Source organism: Arthrobacter sp. NPDC057259 (assembly GCF_042668995.1).
GTDB lineage: Bacteria > Actinomycetota > Actinomycetes > Actinomycetales > Micrococcaceae > Arthrobacter.
Map to the genome: position 1 here is coordinate 16,776 of NZ_JBHUYA010000003.1, position 16,808 is coordinate 33,583.

A 16,808-nucleotide genomic window follows, 5' to 3' on the forward strand; every position below is an offset into this window, starting at 1 on the left:
GCCGGCGGGTGCGGCTACTGCCGGGAGGTGGAACGGACGACGGCGACGCCCCCGGCCGGGAGCCCCAGGCCGCCGTCGAGCCCGGCGTCGGCCAGGACGTCGTAGCCTTCCAGCGGCAGGTGCACGTCCCGGTCCGAGTGGTTGATGCAGAACGTCCAGTGCGTGCCGTCCTTGGCCCGGCGGACCACCTCGACGTCGGCCGGGAGGTCCGGGACCAGGGGAGCGACGCCGGCGTCGGGGCAGACGACGGCGAGCAGTTCCCGCAGCCCCTCGGGGGAGAGGGTGGTGGCGGCGTAGTAGGCCCGTCCCTTGCCGGCGACGTTTCGGGTCACCGCGGGGGATCCGGCCGCCGGGCCGTGGGCGACGGCGGAGAGTACGTCGGCGGTGGTGGCGTGGCCCAGTTCGTTCCAGTACGTGCCGGCGCCGAAGCGGCTGAGCGGGACGCTCTCGCCGGCGCGGAGCGGGAAGAACTCCTCCATCTGCACGCCGAGCAGTTCGCGGAACGCGCCGGGGTAGCCGCCAAGCCTGATGTGGTCATTTTCGTCCACGATACCGGAGAAGTAGGACACCACCAGGTGGCCGCCGGTGCGGACGAAGCCGTCCAGGTTGGCGGCGCCCTCGTCGGTGATCAGGTACTGCATCGGGGCGATGACCAGCCGGTAGCCGGAGAGGTCGTCGGTGCTGCGGACGAAGTCGGTGGGGATCCCGGCCCGGTAGAAGGCGTCGTGCCAGCGGCGGGTCTCGGCGATGTTGGAGGCGTCCACGCTGGGGTGCGAGTCGAGTTCCGAGGCCCAGCGGGCGTCGGTGTCGTGCACGATCGCGACGTCCACCCGGCCCGAGGCTCCGGTGACGGTGGAGCCGGCGATCTCGGCCAGGCTGCGCAGGGCCTGGCCCAGCCGGACCACCTCGCGCCAGACCTTGGTCTCCGTCCCGGCGTGCGGCAGCAGGCCGGAGTGGAACTTTTCGGCCCCGGCGCGGGAGGCGCGCCACTGGAAGAACAGGGCGCCGTCGGAGCCGCGGGCCACGTGCTGCATCGAGTTGCGCAGCATTTCTCCGGGCGCCTTGGCGATGTTGCGTGGCTGCCAGTTGACCGCCGACGTCGAGTGTTCCATCAGCAGCCACGGCTTGCCCTGCGCCCAGCCGCGGGTGAGGTCCGCCGTCGCCGCGAGCTCCTGGTAATTCCGCAGGTCTTCGGCGATCAGGTAGTGGTCGTTGGAGACCACGTCCATCTGCTCGGACCAGCGCCAGTAGTCCACCGGCTGGTGCAGGCCCATGTTGAAGCCCATGAAGTTGGTGGTGACCGGGTGCTCCGAGTGGGAGCGGATGATCTCCGCCTCCGCCTTGTAGCACTCGAGCAGTTCGTCGGAGGAGTACCGGGCGAAGTCCAGCTGCTGGGTGGGGTTGACCCAGGTGCCGGAGGTGCGCGGCGGCAGGATCTCCTCCCAGTCGTAGTAGCGCTGGGACCAGAACGCGGTGCCCCAGGCGGCGTTGAGCCCGTCAAGAGTGCCGTAGCGGTTCTTCAGCCAGACCCGGAAGCCGGCGGCGGCGCCGTCTGAGTAGTCGGGCTGGTTGTGGCAGCCGTACTCGTTATGCACGTGCCACATGACGACGGCGGGGTGGTCCTTGTAGCGGGTGGCGATCTGCTCGGTCAGGGCGGCGGCGGCCCGGCGGTAGTCCGGGCTGGAGGCGGCGAACGCCTGCCGGGAACCGTAGCTGTGCCGCACGCCGTCGGCCGTCACGGGCAGGGACTCCGGGTATTTGTGGCTGAACCACGGCGGCGGGGAGGCAGTGGCGTTGGCCAGGTCCACCCGGATGCCGTTCTCGTGCAGCAGGTCCAGGACCCGGTCCAGCCAGCCGAACTCGTACTCGCCCTCGGAGGGCTCCAGCAGGGACCAGCTGAAGATGCCGACGCTGACCAGGTTCACGCCGGCCTCGCGCATCAGGGCGACGTCCTCGGCCCAGGTCTCCTCCGGCCACTGCTCCGGGTTGTAGTCGCCGCCGAAGGCCAGCTGCGGGGCGCCCTCGGAGCCGAGGCGGGCGGTGATGTAGTCCATCGAGGCCCTGGGGGGCTTGGTGCTGTTGTCCACAATTATCCTTTGCTGGAGCCGAGGGTCAGGCCGGCCACGAAGTGCCGCTGGAGCAGGAGGTAGATCACCAGGGCGGGTATGGCGGTGATCATGGCGCCGGCGGCGATGAGGTTGTAGTTGGAGAGGAACTGGCCCTGCAGGTTGTTCACAGCGGTGGTCAGGGGCAGCCGGTCACCGCTCTGCAGGAATAGCAGCGGCCAGAAGAAGTCGTTGTAGATGAAGATGACTTCCAGGGTGCCCATGGCGGCCAGGGCCGGCCGGCACAGCGGGAGGATGATTTCCCAGTACTGGCGCCAGATGCCGGCGCCGTCCACCAGGGCGGCCTCGGTCAGTTCCGGGGACAGGGCCTTCATGTAGTTCGAGAGCACGAAGGTCACGAAGCCGATCTGGAAGGCGGTGTCCACGGCGATCACGCTGATGTAGGTGTTGAGCAGGCTGCCGGAGTCGCTGACGCTGTAGGGCAGCGGGAGGAGCTTGAACATCTCGAACAGCGGGGCGGCGAGGACCTGCGGGGGGAGCAGGTTGCCGGCGGTGAACATGATCAGCAGGGTGACGTTGAACTTCCAGCTGACCCGGCTGACCGCGAACGCCATCATGGAGGCGAAGAAGAGCACCAGGATGACGGAGGGGATGGTGATCAGGGCCGAGTTCCAGGCGTACTGGGCGAAGCCGCCCTGGGTCCAGGCCTGGACGAAGTTGTCGAAGTTGAAGGATCCGCCGAAGCTGAAGTAGCCGTACTTGTCCGTGTCCGCCTTCGGCCGGAGTGCGGTGAAGACGGTCCAGGCCAGGGGGATCAGCCACATCACCGCGAGCACGCTCAGGAAGATGTGGAGGCCGAAGCGGGGCTTGTTGCGCTTGCCGGCGCTCTGGCTCCCGGTTCCGGCGGCGGCGCCGCGCCGTGACGGTGCCCGGCCCGCCGGGCGTGCGTCCGTAGGCTGTGCGATGCTCATGCCTCTTTGTCCTTTCCAAAGGCCCGGGACAGGTAGAACGTGATGGGTACCAGCGAGATGACCAGCAGGATGACGGCCAGGGCCGAGCCGACGCCGATCACCTGGCCCTCGCCGACGAGGTTCTGGATCACCAGGGCGCTGATCAGTTCCAGGCCGTTGGTACCGCGGTTGATGACGTAGACGATGTCGAAGGCCCGGAGGGATTCGATCACGGTGATGACGATGATGATGACGTTGACCGGACGCATCGCCGGGAAGATCACCCGGAAGAAGGTCTGCACGGCGTTGGCGCCGTCGATCTGGGCCGCCTCGCGGAGCGTGGGGTCCACGCCCTTGAGGCCGGCCAGGTAGAGGATCATGACGTAGCCGGCGTGGCGCCAGGTCGCGGCGATCAGGGCGGCCCAGATGTTCACGCCGGAGTCACCGAACCAGTCGACGGCCTGGGGCGTGCCGGCGGTGCCGAGCAGGAAGTTCAACAGGCCGTTGTCCCGGTTGTAGAACAGCTGCCAGATGACGCCGATCAGGGCCAGGGAGAGCATCACCGGGGTGAAGAAGATGCTCTGGTAGATCCTGGTGCCGCGGATGTTCTGGTCCAGCAGGATGGCCAGCAGAAGCCCCAGCGGGGTGGCGATCACGGCCAGGAACACCAGCCACAGCACGTTGTGCTGCACCGCCGGCCAGAACGGCGGGTAGTTCTGGGCGATGAAGTCGTAGTTGCTGACGCCCGCGGGCTTGATGTCGTCCAGGCTCAGGCCGTTCCACCGGGTGAAGGACAGGGCCGCCGAAAGCAGCGTGGGGATCCAGACCAGAACCAGCTGGATCAGGGTGGGAAGTCCCACCATGAAGGCCAGGATCCACTTGTCGCGGCCGGAAAGGCGGCGGACCCGCCCCGCCCGGGCAGCGGCTGGACGCCGTGCCCCGGCGGGGCTCGTTTTGGATGGTGTACTCACAAGAACATTTCCTTAGTGCCGATGAAAGGGCCCTGGCAGCGCTACTGCGCGGCGTAGAGGGACTTGGCCTGGGCTTCCAGGTTCTTGACGTCCACGTTGCCGTCCTTAATGAAGGACTGCAGCGCGGGGATCATGACGTTGTTCGCCATGGCCGGGAGCGCGTCACGGTCGAAGAACTGGCTGATGCTCTTGGCGTTGGTGATCACGTCCGCCATCTTCTTGGTCAGCGGCGTGAACTTCGAGGTGTCCGAGCCCTTGGCCGTGGCGATGTTGGAGCTGTCCACGGAGGCGTAGACGTCCTGGCCCTCGGGGGTGCCGAGGTAGGCGAGGAAGTCCTTGGCCGACTGGTTCTGGCCGCCCTTCTTGGAGAGCAGGAGGCCGTCGATGGGGGCTTCGACGGCGTCGCGGCCTTCCATCGCCAGTTCCGGGAAGGGGAAGAAGTCGATGTCCGCGGCCACGGTCTTGTCCGTGTACTGCTGGGTAAGGAAGGAGCCGAGCAGGTACATGCCGGACTTCTTGTCGCCCAGGTTCTTGGCGGAGTCCTGCCAGGTCATGCCAAGGGCGTTCGGGTTCTGGAACGGCAGCATGGCCTTCCAGGTGTCGAAGACGTCACTGACCTTCTTCTGGTCCCAGGATTCCTTGTGCGCGGTCAGGTCCATGTGGAACTGGTAGCCGTTCAGGCGCATGTTCAGGTAGTCGAAGGTGCCCATGGCCGGCCAGCCGTCCTTGTCGGCGAATTCGATCGGGATGAGCCCGTCCGCCTGCATCTTCTTGCACAGGGCCAGGAGGGCGTCGTACGTGGTGGGGACCTCGTAGCCCTTCTCGGCCCAGAGGCTCTTCCGGTAGAAGAAGCCCCAGGGGTAGTTGTAGTTCGGGACGAAGTACATCTTGCCGTCGGCGCCAGTGGAGGCCTTCTTCATGGCGTCCGAGTAGTTGCCGCCGATCTTCTCCCAGACGTCGTCGATCGGGGCGAGCAGGCCCTTGCCGGCGTAGTACTGCATGCGGTAGCCGGCGAACCAGGTGAAGGTGTCGTCCGGGCTGCCCTGCAGGTAGGTGTTGATCTTGTTCTGGAAGTCGTTGTGCGGAACCGTGTTTGTGGTGACGGCGATGCCGGACTTCTTGGTGAACGCGTCGGTGACGGCCTTGTACGCGGCCTTGGGCACCTCGTCGGACGAACCGGAACCGAAGGTGACCGTCTTGTTGCCGCTGGCGGCGGGTCCGCTGCCGCCGGTGCAGGCGCTGAGCAGGGGCGCCCCGGCGAAGGCGACGGCGCCGGCACCGAACGTCTTCAGCAGCGTCCGGCGGTCCCACCCGCCCTGGCTGGAGGCCCGGCGCAGAGCGTCTTCGTGCATGGTCATGATTTCTCCTTTGAAACAGTGCGGGTGGTGTGAAGCAGCTCACATGATTATTCATCATAATCGCACAATAAGGAACGTCAACAGGCAAAAAAGCACATTTTGTTACGCGCTGGGAACATGCTCACGGTCCGCCCGGAGTAAGCACGGAACGGTGAAGGGTGCGCTACCGGGTTAGCGGCCGAGGTGCCGGACCGACGCGACGGCGCCGAGCTTGTCCGGATTGCGCACCAAATACAGCCCGGTGACGTGCCCGCCGTCGGCCTCGATCACGACGGCGAGGTCCGCGCGGCCGCCGCTGGAGATGACGATCGCGGGCATCGCATTCAGGAAAGCGGGCTCCACCCGCATGTCCGGGAGCGGTTTGCCGGCGAGGCCGAGCAGGAAGCGGGCAATGTTTTCCGCGCCCACCACCGGGCGGCGGGCGGCCGAGACCTTGCCCCCGCCGTCGGAGAGCAGGACGGCGCCGGGGGCCAGGACATCCATCAGGGCCTGCACGTCACCGCCCATCGCGGCGGCGATGAAGCGGTCCGTGACGTCCTTCCGGTCCCGGGCATCGACGTCGTAGCGCGGGGTGCGCCGGGCCACGTGTTCCTTGGCGCGGTGGACCAATTGGCGGACCGCGGCCGGCGTCTTGCCCGTCGCCCCGGCGATCTCCTCGTAAGGAAAGTCGAAGACCTCCCGGAGGATGAAGGCGGCCCGCTGGTCCGGGGAGAGGCTTTCAAGCACCACGAGCATGGCGAAGGAGAGCGAGTCGGCGAGGACGGCGTCGTCCGCGACATCCGGGAGGGTGGCCACCGGCTCCGGCAGCCAGGGGCCGACGTAGTCCTCGCGCCGCCGCCGCGCGCTCCGCAGGGCGTTCAGCGACTGGCGGGTCACGATGGTGGCCAGGTACGCCCGGGGGTTGTCGATGCCGTCCGGATCCACCGCGGACCACTTCAGGTAGCTCTCCTGGAGTACGTCCTCGGCGTCCGCGGCCGTACCGGTGATCTCGTAGGCGATGGTGAACAACAGCGGGCGGTGTTCGGCGAAGGTCCGGTGGCTGTCCATGGCGTTACCGCACCCCGGCGGTGTGTTCGGGCAGCGCCGCCTTCGGCCCGCGGGGCCAGCTGAAGGAGCCGGGCCGGCGGGACTCGGCCCGGAGCCAGGACACCGTCATCCGGCACACCTGTTCCTTGGCCAGCGCGGCCAGCGGGCCGCGGAGCACCGGACCGCGGGGGTGGTCCCCGGCGGTGACGGGCTGGATGAGGCCGGCGCCGCGGCCCAGGCTGATGCAGCGGAGCAGGTAGCCGGCGGACGCCGGGGAGGGCCCGCCGCCGTCGAGGTGGGCGGCGATGCCGTCGGCGGCCTGGGCGCCCAGCGGCAGCGCCGACGCGCAGCTCATCCGTAGGTGCAGGCCCTCCGGACCGGCGACCTTGGCGGCGTCGCCGGCGCCGAAGATGCCCGGGTGGTCCGGGCAGGCGAGGGAGGAATCAACCAGGAGCCGGCCGTGCGGGTCGGTGGGCAGGCCGCTGTCCCTCGCCAGGGGCGGCACCGCGAAGCCGGCCGCCCGGACGGTGCAGGCCGAGGGCAGGACCGCGCCGGCGGAGGTGGTGAGGGTGGACTCGTCGCAGGACCGCAAGTCGGTATTCTCCACCACCTCGACGCCGAGCCGGGCCAGCCGGGCCCGGACCGCACGCGCGCCGGAGGGCGTCAGGTCCCCGCCCACCACCCCGCGGGTCACCAGGCGCAGGCGCAGGTGCCGGTGGCTTTCGGCGATTTCGGTCACCAGCTCGAGCCCGGTCAGCCCGGCACCCACCACGCTGACGGTGCTGCTGGGGGCCAGGCTGCGCAGCCGGGACCGGAGCCGTGCGGCCGAAGGGGCGTCCTGGACGCCGCAGCCGTAGACGGCGTCGTCCCCGGTGCCGGGTGCGGCCGGGGCGTGGCCGCTGCCGACGGCGTACAGCAGGGCGTCGTAGGCCAGGGGAGCCGGGCTGCCGGCCAGGAGCACCAGCCGCCGGGCCGGATCGATCCGCACGGCGCTGTCCCGGACCAGTTCGACCGCCGGGTTCAGGAGGGATCCGAGCGGAACGGCGGCCGAGGCCCTGGTCCCGGCGGCCACCTGGTGGAGCCGGATCCGCTCGATGAAGTCCGCCGCCGGGTTGACCACGGTGACCCGGACCGCCGGGGAGCGGCCGGCGAGCCGGTTGGCGGCCATGACGCCGGCGTAGCCGGCCCCGAGGATGAGAACGCGCTGTGCTGCCATGTCTAACTCCTGTCCGAAGAACCGTTGTTACACACCAGACACCGCCGGCGCCCCGGGTGTGACAGCCGGGCGGTTATTCGCAGGCGATGCCGTCGCCGTCGCGGTCCAGCTTGCTGCTGTACCCCGGCTGGCCGCGGCGGAGGGGAGCGGCGCCGGCGGCCCGCGCGGCCGCGCAGTTGGCGTAGTACGCGGCGGCGGGGGCCGCGGGGACGACGGCGGCGGGGGCCGGTGCGGGGGCGGGCTGGACGGGAGCGGCCTGGACCGGAGCGGGCTGCGCCGGAGCTGCCGGAGCTGCTGCCTGGGCGGGCGGTGCCGCGGCGGCGGCGGGCGCCTGTTCGTTCGTCGGGGCCAGGGCCCCGGGGCAGTCGCCCAGCACCCGGGCCATGGCGTCGTGCTCGGCCTGGGTGACCCAGAGCGAGTAGGTGGCCTTGACCGAGATCTGCCGGGCCACGTACTCGCAGCGGTAGGCCTTGTTCGGCGGCAGCCAGGTGGCGGCGTCGCCGTCGCTCTTCTTCGTGTTGGTGGGGCCGTCGACGGCGAGGAGGTTCAGCGGGTCGTTCGCGAGGGCGAGGCGCTGGGCGGCACTGAGCTGCTGGGCGCCCTTCTGCCAGGCGTCACTGAGCGCCACAACGTGGTCGATCTGCACCGCCGAGCTGGTGCTGCTGCCGCGCACGAAGGCGATGGCAGCCGCGGTGTAGGGGTCGTTCAGGGTGCCGGAGAGGACCACGCAGTCGTGGGTGCCCGGCTTGAGGGCGGTCCCGGTCAGGTCCCGGCGGAGGATGTCGTTGCGGGTGTCGCAGCCGTTGCGGTCGATGTCGGCCCAGGCCTGGCCGAACTGGTCGCGGGAGTACCCGGTCTTGGGTGCGCGGCCCTTGACGGGCAGGGTGGCGAGGACGTCCAGGGCCTTGCTGGCGAAGGCGGGCTGTCCGTGCGGTGCCGTGGCCCCTGAGGCGCCGACGGCCGGGACGGTGTCCGGGTCCAGTGGGTTTTCCGGGTCCGCCGACGGCGACGGCGTGGCGGTCGGGGAGGGGGCAGCGCTGGTGGCGGCTGTCGTGTGGACCGCTGCCGGGACGGCGTCGGCGGCCGCCGGGGCGGGCCCGCCGCACGCGGTGGTGGAGACCAGCACCAGGCCCGCGACACCGCAGGCGATCCAGTCGATGACGCCGCGGCGTCCCTTGGCTGCGGCGCGTGCGCCGTCGTCGTTCCTGCCCATGATCCTGCTTCCCCCGGTGTGCTGCCTGATGCGTGGCCGCAAACGGCCGTCACCAGCCTAGTGGCGGCGGGTCCGGCGTCCGGGGTGCCACGCCGCTCAGGCCAGCAGCAGGGCCACCCCGATCATGGCGGGGACGGCCACCACGGTGGTGATCAGCACGGTGTCCTTGGCCACGGTGAGGCCGGTCCGGTAGCGGGTGGCGACGACGAAGACGTTCTGCGCGGTGGGCAGCGCGGAGGTGACGACGACGGCGAACAGGGCCTGGCCGTCCAGCCCGAGGGCGAAGCGGGCGAACAGAAACGCCAGCGCCGGGTGCACCACGAGCTTGAAGCAGCTGGCCAGCACCGTGTCCACGCGGCGGCCCGCGGCGGCGTGCAGGGGCCGCGAGCCGTTAAGGCTCATCCCGAAGGCCAGCAGCATGGCGGGGATCGCGGCGCCGCCAATCAGATGGATGGGCTGCAGCACCAGCTCCGGGATCTGCACGCCGGTACCCGCCACCACCAACCCGAGCGCGGACCCGACGATCATCGGGTTGCGCAGGATCATCAGCAGAAAGCTCAGCGGCGTGGTCCGGTGGCCGCTGGTGGTGGCGTCCAGCAGGATCAGGAACAGCGGCGTGAAGAACGCGAGCTGGAAGATCAGCAGCGGGGCGACGTAGCCGGCGTTGCCGAGGACGAAGACGGCGATGGGGATGCCGAGGTTGGCCGAATTGGCCAGGGAAGCGCTCATCGAGGAGACCAGGGCCTCCGGCAGCGGCCGTTTGAGCACAAAGCGGACCAGCGCGAAATACAGTGCCGCGGTGGCGACGGCCCCGACGGCGGTGACCAGCAGCGGGGCGGCGAAGACCTCGTTGAGCCTGGCCTTGCTGAGGGTCTCGAACAGCAGGGCGGGGCTGGCGACGAAGAACGTCAGGGCGCTCAGGACCGAGCGGGCGTTCTCGCCGAGGATGCCGCGGCGGCCGACGACCATGCCGACCAGGATGATCGACCAGACGACGAAGAAGCCGGCCAGGACGCCTAGCATCCGGCCGGTTCCGGGGTCAGGAGGCGGGGCGGTTTCAGCTCAGGGCGGCGTTGTTCAGCGCATGCGGCGGCCGGAGCATCCCGGCGGTGTGGCCTTCTGCGGGGTCGTTGCCGATCTGCACCACACGGTTGTCCCGGTCCACGTGGACCACGGTGGGCGTGAAGGCCTTGGCCTCCTCGGTGGTCATCTGGGCGTAGGTGATGAGGATGACGATGTCGTTCTCGTGCATCAGGTGCGCGGCGGCCCCGTTGATGCCGATGACGCCCGAACCGCGCTCGCCGGCGATGGTGTAGGTCTCCAGCCGCGCGCCGTTGGTGACGTCGACGATGGACACCAGCTCGCCCGGGAGGATGTCCGCCGCTTCCAGCAGGTCCAGGTCCACGGTGACCGAGCCGACGTAGTGAAGGTCCGCGTGGGTGACCGTGGCGCGGTGGATTTTGGACTTGAACATTGTGCGATTCATAACAGCTTCAGTCTAGCGCCGGGGCGCTTGACCCGCTGTGAGCCAGGGAACACCCCCGCGGCCGCCCGGTTCGTATCCGCCGCCGCTCACTCCGCCGGCGAGATCGAGGCCGCCGTCTGCGCCAGCACCTCGCGGGCGGCCAGGATCGCCGGCCGCTTCGCGCTGGAGCGCCGGACCGAGGTGAAGACCGTCCGGTAGGGCCGGCCCGGCAGTTCGATCAGCCGGGCCGTGGTGCCCCGCCCGGTCCAGACCAGGTCCGGCATCAGTGCCACCGCGTTGCCCGACTCGATCAGCCGGATCTGTGCCTGCAGGTCGGCGGTCTCGAAGCGGACGTCGGGTTCGAAGCCGGCGCTGCGGCAGGCCTGCTCCGCCCAGTGCCGGGACGCCGCGCCGCGCGGCTCCATCACCCACGGCATGCCGGCGGTGTCCGCGAGCGAGGCCGCCGTGGGCCGCCCGGGCGCGGCCGGCGGAACGGCCAGCCGGATGGCGTCCCGGGTCAGGCTGACCCGGTCCAGTTCGGCGTAGTGGGGCGCGGCGTGGCCGGGGTACTGCTCGGCGATGACCAGGTCGAAGTCCCGCGCCCAGGTCTCGTGCAGCGCCGTCTCCGGTTCCCGCTGGGTCATCTCGATCCGCACCTCGGGATAGCTCTCGGTCATCCGGGTCAGGGCGTCCGGCATCAGCGCGAGGGCGGCGGACTGGAAAACGGCGATCCGCACGGTGCCGGTCACGGTGGTCAGCGAGGCGGCAAGGTCCGCCTCGGCCTGTTCCAGCGTCTCCAGCAGCTGCGCCGTGTGGGCCACGAGGACCTCCGCCTGCGGCGTCAGCTGGACCCGGCGGCCGGTTTTGCGGAGCAGTTCGACGCCGGCTTCCTTCTCCAGCTGGGCCAGCTGCTGGGAGACCGACGACGGGCTGTACTGAAGCGCTTCGGCCACCTCGGCCAGGGTGCCGCGGATCTGGAGTTCGCGCAGCAGCCGTAGCCGCCGGACATCGAGCATGATAATTCCTTGTGAATTCTAATGTTTATCGGTTAGGAGAAGTCACTTTATCTAATGGGATCCGGCTTGCATACTGAATCAATCATGTGACCCCCACCACGGGCGCCCGCCGCCGGCTGGGGCGGGGTCCACCCGACGCAGGAGACCGGAATGAGCACCAGCGACCTGACCAGATCGATCATGCGGCGTAAGCCGATCGACGACATCGAGGAAGAAAGCAAGCACAGCGGCCTGTTCAAGAGCCTGGGCCTCTGGCAACTGACGGCCATCGGCGTCGGCGGCATCATCGGCGTCGGCATCTTCTCCCTGGCCGGCCTCGTGGCGCACGGCAGCGAGAGCGAGCCCGGGGTGGGGCCGGCGGTGCTGTTCTCCTTCCTGATCGCGGGCCTTGCCTCCGCCGCGGCCGCCTTGTCCTACGCCGAATTCGCCGGAATGATCCCGCGCGCGGGCTCCGCCTACACCTACGGCTACGTGGCGCTCGGCGAGGTCATTGGCTGGTTCATCGGCTGGGACCTGCTGCTGGAATACATCGCGATCGTGGCCGTGGTGGCGATCGGCATCTCCGGCTACTTCGACGCCTTCCTCTCCGGCATCGGGATCCACATGCCGGTCTGGATGACCTCCACCGTGGACGAGGGCAAGGGCGGCGTGGTGAACATCCCCGCCATCCTGGTCTGCCTGCTGGTGACCTGGATCCTGTCCCGCGGCACCCGAGCCTTCGGACGCTTCGAGCTGATCGCCGTCGCCATCAAGGTGGTCCTGATCCTGTTCATCATCGGACTGGGCATCTTCTACATCAACACCAATAACTACAACCCGTTCATGCCCAGCGGCTTCAGCCCCGTGCTGGCCGGGTCCGCCACCGTGTTCTTCGCGGTGTTCGGCTACGACGCAATGAGCACCGCGGCGGAGGAAGCCACCGACGGCAAGAAGCACATGCCCAAGGCGATCGTGCTGTCCCTGATCGTGGCCATGCTGCTCTACGTCGCCGCCACCCTGGTCCTCACCGGCATGCAGAACTATAAGGACATCGATCCGAAGGCCGGCTTCGCCTCCGCGTTCAACGGTGTGGGCCTGCCGGTGATCGCCACCATCATCTCCGTTTTTGCCGTGCTCTCGATCCTGACCGTGATGCTCACGTTCCTCCTCGGCGTCACCCGCGTGTGGTTCTCCATGAGCCGCGACGGCCTGCTCCCGGGCTGGTTCGCCAAGACGGACCGGCACGGCACCCCGCAGCGGGTCACCTGGATCGCCGGCGTCGCCTCCGCCCTGCTGGCCGGGGTGTTCCCGATCAAGGCCGTGGCGGACCTGACCAACATCGGCATCCTGGCCGCATTCGTCGTCGTCTGCCTCTCGGTGATCATCTTCCGCTACAAGCGTCCGGACGCCCCGCGCACCTTCCGCCTGCCGTTCATGCCCGTGGTGCCGCTCTTCGGCATGCTGGCCTCGGCCTTCCTGATGGCCCAGCTGCACTGGGAGACCTGGCTGCGCTTCGGCGTCTGGCTGGTGGTGGGCCTGTGCATCTACTTCGGCTACGGCCGGAAGCACTCGCTGATGAACCCGGCGAGCCCGCGGCACCAGGAGGCGGTGGAACAGCACCGGCACGTCGGCTGACCCGCGGCGCCTTCACCTCGCCGCCACACCCGACCCTCCCTCAGATCCGGCGGGCTTCCGGCGAACCCTCCCGCAGTTTCTGCGCGTTGCTGGCTGACGCTTTCTCAGTTCTGGCGAACCCTCCCGCAGTTTCTGCGGGAGGGTTCCGTCGTTTTCCCGGGACGTGAGGGAGCGACGGAACGAGGAGTGCAGGAGGTGAGGGAAGGTCTTAGGAAGGTGTGGTTTTTCTAACCAGTAATGCTCAGAAAACGTCGCTTTATCTTACGTGATACGAATCGCATACTGATGGGAAGAAACGTCCACATCTTGAGAAAGCCCGAGTGCCACCATGACCAACACCTCTACGGAAACCGGCGCCGTCACTGCCGCCTCGGCCACGACCGTCGCCGAGGCGGCGGCCCTGGCCGATGACTGCATCGCGCTGGTGCGCCGCTGGCTCACCGCCGCCTCCGAGGTTCCCGTCGACGCATCCGCCCAGCAGCTCGCCGGCGTGCTGAAGGACCCGAACGGCCTCGGCTTCACGGTCGGGTTCGTCGACGGCGTCGTCCGCCCCGAGGACCTCCACGTCGCCGCCCGCAACCTCGCCGCCCTGGCCCCCAAGGTCCCCGCCTTCCTGCCCTGGTACATGCGCGCCGCCGTCCGCCTCGGCGGCACCATGGCGCCGGCCCTGCCGCAGGTAGTCATCCCGGTGGCCCGCCGCGTGCTCCGCGAGATGGTCGGCCACCTGATCGTGGACGCCACCGACGCCAAGCTGGGCCCCGCCATAGCCAAGATCCGCAAGGACGGCATCAAGCTCAACGTCAACCTCCTCGGCGAGGCCGTGCTCGGCGAGCACGAGGCCTCCCGCCGGCTCAAGGGCACGCACGCGCTGCTGGCCCGCCCCGACGTCGACTACGTCTCGATCAAGGTCTCCTCCACAGTCGCCCCGCACTCCGCCTGGGCCTTCGACGAGGCCGTCGAGCACGTCGTCGAGAAGCTCACCCCGCTCTTCACCCGCGCCGCGTCCTTCGCGGCCAACGGCGGCAAGGCCAAGTTCATCAACCTGGACATGGAAGAGTACAAGGACCTTGACATGACCATCGCGGTGTTCACCCGGATCCTGGACAAGCCCGAGTTTAAGAACCTCGATGCCGGCATCGTGCTCCAGGCCTACTTGCCTGACGCTCTCTCCGCCATGATCCGCCTCCAGGACTGGGCCGCCGGGCGCCGCGCCACCGGCGGCGCCCCGATCAAGGTCCGCGTGGTCAAGGGCGCCAACCTGCCGATGGAACAGGTCGAGGCCTCCCTGCACGACTGGCCGCTGGCCACCTGGAACACCAAGCAGGACTCGGACACCAACTACAAGCGGGTCATCAACTACTCCCTGCACCCGGACCGGATCCGCAACGTCCGGATCGGCGTCGCCGGACACAACCTCTTCGACATCGCCTTCGCGTGGCTGCTGGCCAAGAAGCGCGGCCTCGCGGACGCCGGGCACCAGGGCATCGAATTCGAGATGCTGCTCGGCATGGCGCAGGGCCAGGCCGAGGCGGTCAAGAAGGATGTCGGCTCGCTCCTGCTCTACACCCCGGTGGTCCACCCGGCCGAGTTCGACGTCGCAATCGCCTACCTGATCCGCCGGCTCGAGGAGGGCGCCAGCCAGGACAACTTCATGTCCGCCGTGTTCGAACTTTCCGAGAACGAGCAGCTCTTCGAGCGGGAGAAGCAGCGCTTCCTGGCCTCCCTGGCCGCGCTCGACGAGGAGGTCCCGGCCCCGAACCGCCGCCAGAACCGAGCCCGGCCGGCCGAGCCGATGCCGCGCGAGGGTTTCCGGAACACCCCGGACACGGACCCGTCGCTGCCGGCCAACCGCGACTGGGGCCGGGCCATCCTGGGCCGCGTGCCGGGCTCCACCCTGGGCAACGCCGCCGTCGAGGCCGCCACCATCACGGACGAGGCCACGCTCAACGCCGTCATCGACACCGCTGTCGCCAAGGGCAAGGCCTGGGGCGCCCTCTCCGGCGCCGAGCGGGCCGAGATCCTGCACCGCGCCGGCGACGCGCTGGAAGCCCGCCGGGCCGAACTGCTCGAGGTCATGGCCAGCGAGACCGGCAAGACCATCGACCAGGGCGACCCCGAGGTCAGCGAGGCCGTCGACTTCGCCCACTACTACGCCGAATCGGCGCGGAAGCTCGACGACGTCGACGGCGCCACGTTCGTTCCCGCGAAGCTCACCGTCGTGACGCCGCCGTGGAACTTCCCGGTCGCCATCCCCGCCGGCTCCACGCTCGCCGCCCTCGCCGCCGGTTCCGCCGTCGTGATCAAGCCCGCCAAGCAGGCCGCCCGCAGCGGCGCCGTCATGGTCGAGGCACTCTGGGAGGCCGGCGTCCCGCGCGACGTGCTGACCATGGTCCAGCTGGGCGAACGGGAACTCGGAACGCAGCTGATCTCCCACCCGGCCGTGGACCGCGTCATCCTCACCGGCGGCTACGAGACGGCCGAACTGTTCCGCTCGTTCCGCAAGGACCTGCCGCTGCTGGCCGAAACCAGCGGCAAGAACGCCATCATCGTCACCCCCAGCGCCGACCTGGATTTGGCCGCCAAGGACGTGGCCTACTCCGCGTTCGGCCACGCCGGCCAGAAGTGTTCGGCCGCGTCGCTGGTGATCCTGGTGGGCTCCGTCGCGACCTCCAAGCGCTTCCACAACCAGCTGATCGACGCCGTCACCTCCCTTAAGGTCGGCTACCCGGAGGACCCCGCCAGCCAGATGGGCCCGATCATCGAGCCCGCCGGCGGCAAGCTCTTGAAGGCCCTGACCACGCTCGGCGAGGGTGAGACCTGGGCCGTGGAACCGCGGCAGCTCGACGACTCCGGGAAGCTCTGGAGCCCCGGCGTCCGTTCCGGCGTGCGGCGCGGTTCCTACTTCCACCTCACCGAGTTCTTCGGGCCGGTACTGGGTGTGATGACCGCCGCCACCCTGGAGGAGGCCATCGCCATCCAAAACCAGATCGAGTACGGCCTGACCGCCGGGCTGCACTCGCTCAACTCGGATGAACTGGCCCTGTGGCTGGACACCATCGAGGCGGGCAACCTCTACGTCAACCGCGGCATCACCGGCGCGATCGTGCAGCGCCAGCCCTTCGGCGGCTGGAAGAAGTCGGCCGTCGGTGCAGGCACCAAGGCCGGCGGCCCCAACTACCTCGCCGGGCTGGGCGACTGGACCAGTACGGAGGCCACCGCGGCCCCGGGCCCGCTGAGCCCCGAGGTGGCGCGGATCGAGGACGCCGCCAAGGGCTTCCTCGCCGCCGCCGACGTCGCCCCGTTGCAGCGTGCCCTTGCCTCGGACGCGCAGGCCTGGGCCGACGAGTTCGGCACCGCCAAGGACGTCTCCGGGCTGAGCGCGGAGCGCAACGTCTTCCGCTACCGGCCGCTGCCGGTCCTGGTCCGGCTCTCCGCGGGCAGCCCGCTCGCCGAGCTGGTCCGTGTGGTGGCCGCCGGCGTCCGTGCCGGGTCCACCCTCACGGTGTCCAGCGCCGCGGCGCTGCCCGCCCAGCTGCAGGCCGTGCTCGCCGGGCTGGGAATCGCGGCGACGGTGGAGGACGACGCCGCGTGGCTGGCTTCGGCGGGGCGCCTCGCCGCGGCGCCGAAGCTCGCCGTGCCGCGGATCCGCCTGATCGGCGGCGACCCGGTGGCCCTCGCCGAGGCCACCGGTGGACGCCCGGACCTGGCCGTCTACACCCACCCGGTGACCGAGGCCGGCCGCGTTGAACTGCTGCCGTTCCTGCATGAGCAGGCGGTCAGCATCACCGCGCACCGCTTCGGCACCGCGAACCACCTTTCCGACGGGCTGATCTAGGACGATCCAGCGCCTCCCGGGCGGGCCGGGCGGCGCGCCCGGGAGCGCAACACTGGGGCGGCGCAGGGACCTTTCGGT

At 69.5% G+C, this 16,808-nt stretch carries 12 protein-coding genes; 2 read left to right on the top strand and 10 right to left on the bottom strand.

Annotated features, from left to right (window positions below; translation table 11 throughout):
• Positions 1-14: 14 nt before the first annotated feature.
• The 10 genes from ACFUCU_RS05955 to ACFUCU_RS06000 form a co-directional block, all read right to left on the bottom strand.
• On the bottom strand, positions 15-2,087 hold the full coding sequence (locus tag ACFUCU_RS05955; RefSeq protein WP_377971371.1) for a beta-galactosidase: 2,073 nt from the start codon (positions 2,085-2,087) through the stop codon (positions 15-17).
• Between the two features lie 2 nt (positions 2,088-2,089).
• Positions 2,090-3,037 carry a carbohydrate ABC transporter permease gene (locus ACFUCU_RS05960; protein WP_364134578.1) on the bottom strand — a complete coding sequence of 316 codons (948 nt, stop codon included), beginning with the start codon at positions 3,035-3,037 and terminating at the stop codon, positions 2,090-2,092.
• Positions 3,034-3,987: a carbohydrate ABC transporter permease gene (locus ACFUCU_RS05965; RefSeq protein WP_290256444.1), complete on the bottom strand. Its 954-nt coding sequence runs from the start codon at positions 3,985-3,987 to the stop codon at positions 3,034-3,036. The genes ACFUCU_RS05960 and ACFUCU_RS05965 overlap by 4 nt, the downstream gene beginning before the upstream one ends.
• A 41-nt stretch (positions 3,988-4,028) precedes the next feature.
• On the bottom strand, positions 4,029-5,345 hold the full coding sequence (locus tag ACFUCU_RS05970) for an ABC transporter substrate-binding protein (RefSeq protein WP_290256443.1): 1,317 nt from the start codon (positions 5,343-5,345) through the stop codon (positions 4,029-4,031).
• A gap of 171 nt (positions 5,346-5,516) precedes the next feature.
• The gene (locus tag ACFUCU_RS05975) at positions 5,517-6,392 is read right to left on the bottom strand and encodes an RNA polymerase sigma-70 factor (RefSeq protein ID WP_377971373.1); all 876 of its coding nucleotides are present in this window, start codon (positions 6,390-6,392) and stop codon (positions 5,517-5,519) included.
• 4 nt (positions 6,393-6,396) lie between these two features.
• Positions 6,397-7,587: an NAD(P)/FAD-dependent oxidoreductase gene (locus ACFUCU_RS05980; protein ID WP_377971374.1), complete on the bottom strand. Its 1,191-nt coding sequence runs from the start codon at positions 7,585-7,587 to the stop codon at positions 6,397-6,399.
• A gap of 73 nt (positions 7,588-7,660) precedes the next feature.
• Complete coding sequence (locus tag ACFUCU_RS05985) at positions 7,661-8,800, bottom strand: DUF1524 domain-containing protein (protein ID WP_377971375.1); 1,140 nt, start codon at positions 8,798-8,800, stop codon at positions 7,661-7,663.
• Positions 8,801-8,896: 96 nt separating this feature from the next.
• Positions 8,897-9,823: an AEC family transporter gene (locus tag ACFUCU_RS05990; protein ID WP_364134562.1), complete on the bottom strand. Its 927-nt coding sequence runs from the start codon at positions 9,821-9,823 to the stop codon at positions 8,897-8,899.
• Positions 9,824-9,857: 34 nt separating this feature from the next.
• Positions 9,858-10,286 carry an aspartate 1-decarboxylase gene (gene panD / locus ACFUCU_RS05995; protein WP_290256438.1) on the bottom strand — a complete coding sequence of 143 codons (429 nt, stop codon included), beginning with the start codon at positions 10,284-10,286 and terminating at the stop codon, positions 9,858-9,860.
• Positions 10,287-10,372: 86 nt separating this feature from the next.
• Positions 10,373-11,281 carry a LysR family transcriptional regulator gene (locus tag ACFUCU_RS06000; RefSeq protein ID WP_290256437.1) on the bottom strand — a complete coding sequence of 303 codons (909 nt, stop codon included), beginning with the start codon at positions 11,279-11,281 and terminating at the stop codon, positions 10,373-10,375.
• A gap of 150 nt (positions 11,282-11,431) precedes the next feature.
• Between ACFUCU_RS06000 and ACFUCU_RS06005 the strand changes: the two genes are divergently transcribed.
• Both ACFUCU_RS06005 and ACFUCU_RS06010 read left to right on the top strand, forming a co-directional pair.
• Positions 11,432-12,895 (top strand): amino acid permease, encoded by a 1,464-nt coding sequence (locus ACFUCU_RS06005; RefSeq protein WP_377971378.1) that lies wholly within the window; start codon positions 11,432-11,434, stop codon positions 12,893-12,895.
• Positions 12,896-13,223: 328 nt separating this feature from the next.
• On the top strand, positions 13,224-16,730 hold the full coding sequence (locus ACFUCU_RS06010) for a bifunctional proline dehydrogenase/L-glutamate gamma-semialdehyde dehydrogenase (RefSeq protein ID WP_377971379.1): 3,507 nt from the start codon (positions 13,224-13,226) through the stop codon (positions 16,728-16,730).
• Positions 16,731-16,808 lie beyond the last annotated feature (78 nt).

What these genes read in the sequence shown, in the direction of transcription:
- ACFUCU_RS06000 (WP_290256437.1), bottom strand. Translation starts at nt 11,281, where the DNA reads ATGCTCGATGTCCGGCGGCTACGGCTGCTGCGCGAACTCCAGATCCGC.
- ACFUCU_RS05960 (WP_364134578.1), bottom strand. Translation starts at nt 3,037, where the DNA reads ATGAGCATCGCACAGCCTACGGACGCACGCCCGGCGGGCCGGGCACCG.
- ACFUCU_RS05975 (WP_377971373.1), bottom strand. Translation starts at nt 6,392, where the DNA reads ATGGACAGCCACCGGACCTTCGCCGAACACCGCCCGCTGTTGTTCACC.
- ACFUCU_RS06005 (WP_377971378.1), top strand. Translation starts at nt 11,432, where the DNA reads ATGAGCACCAGCGACCTGACCAGATCGATCATGCGGCGTAAGCCGATC.
- ACFUCU_RS06010 (WP_377971379.1), top strand. Translation starts at nt 13,224, where the DNA reads ATGACCAACACCTCTACGGAAACCGGCGCCGTCACTGCCGCCTCGGCC.
- ACFUCU_RS05980 (WP_377971374.1), bottom strand. Translation starts at nt 7,587, where the DNA reads ATGGCAGCACAGCGCGTTCTCATCCTCGGGGCCGGCTACGCCGGCGTC.
- ACFUCU_RS05990 (WP_364134562.1), bottom strand. Translation starts at nt 9,823, where the DNA reads ATGCTAGGCGTCCTGGCCGGCTTCTTCGTCGTCTGGTCGATCATCCTG.
- ACFUCU_RS05970 (WP_290256443.1), bottom strand. Translation starts at nt 5,345, where the DNA reads ATGACCATGCACGAAGACGCTCTGCGCCGGGCCTCCAGCCAGGGCGGG.
- ACFUCU_RS05985 (WP_377971375.1), bottom strand. Translation starts at nt 8,800, where the DNA reads ATGGGCAGGAACGACGACGGCGCACGCGCCGCAGCCAAGGGACGCCGC.
- panD (WP_290256438.1), bottom strand. Translation starts at nt 10,286, where the DNA reads ATGAATCGCACAATGTTCAAGTCCAAAATCCACCGCGCCACGGTCACC.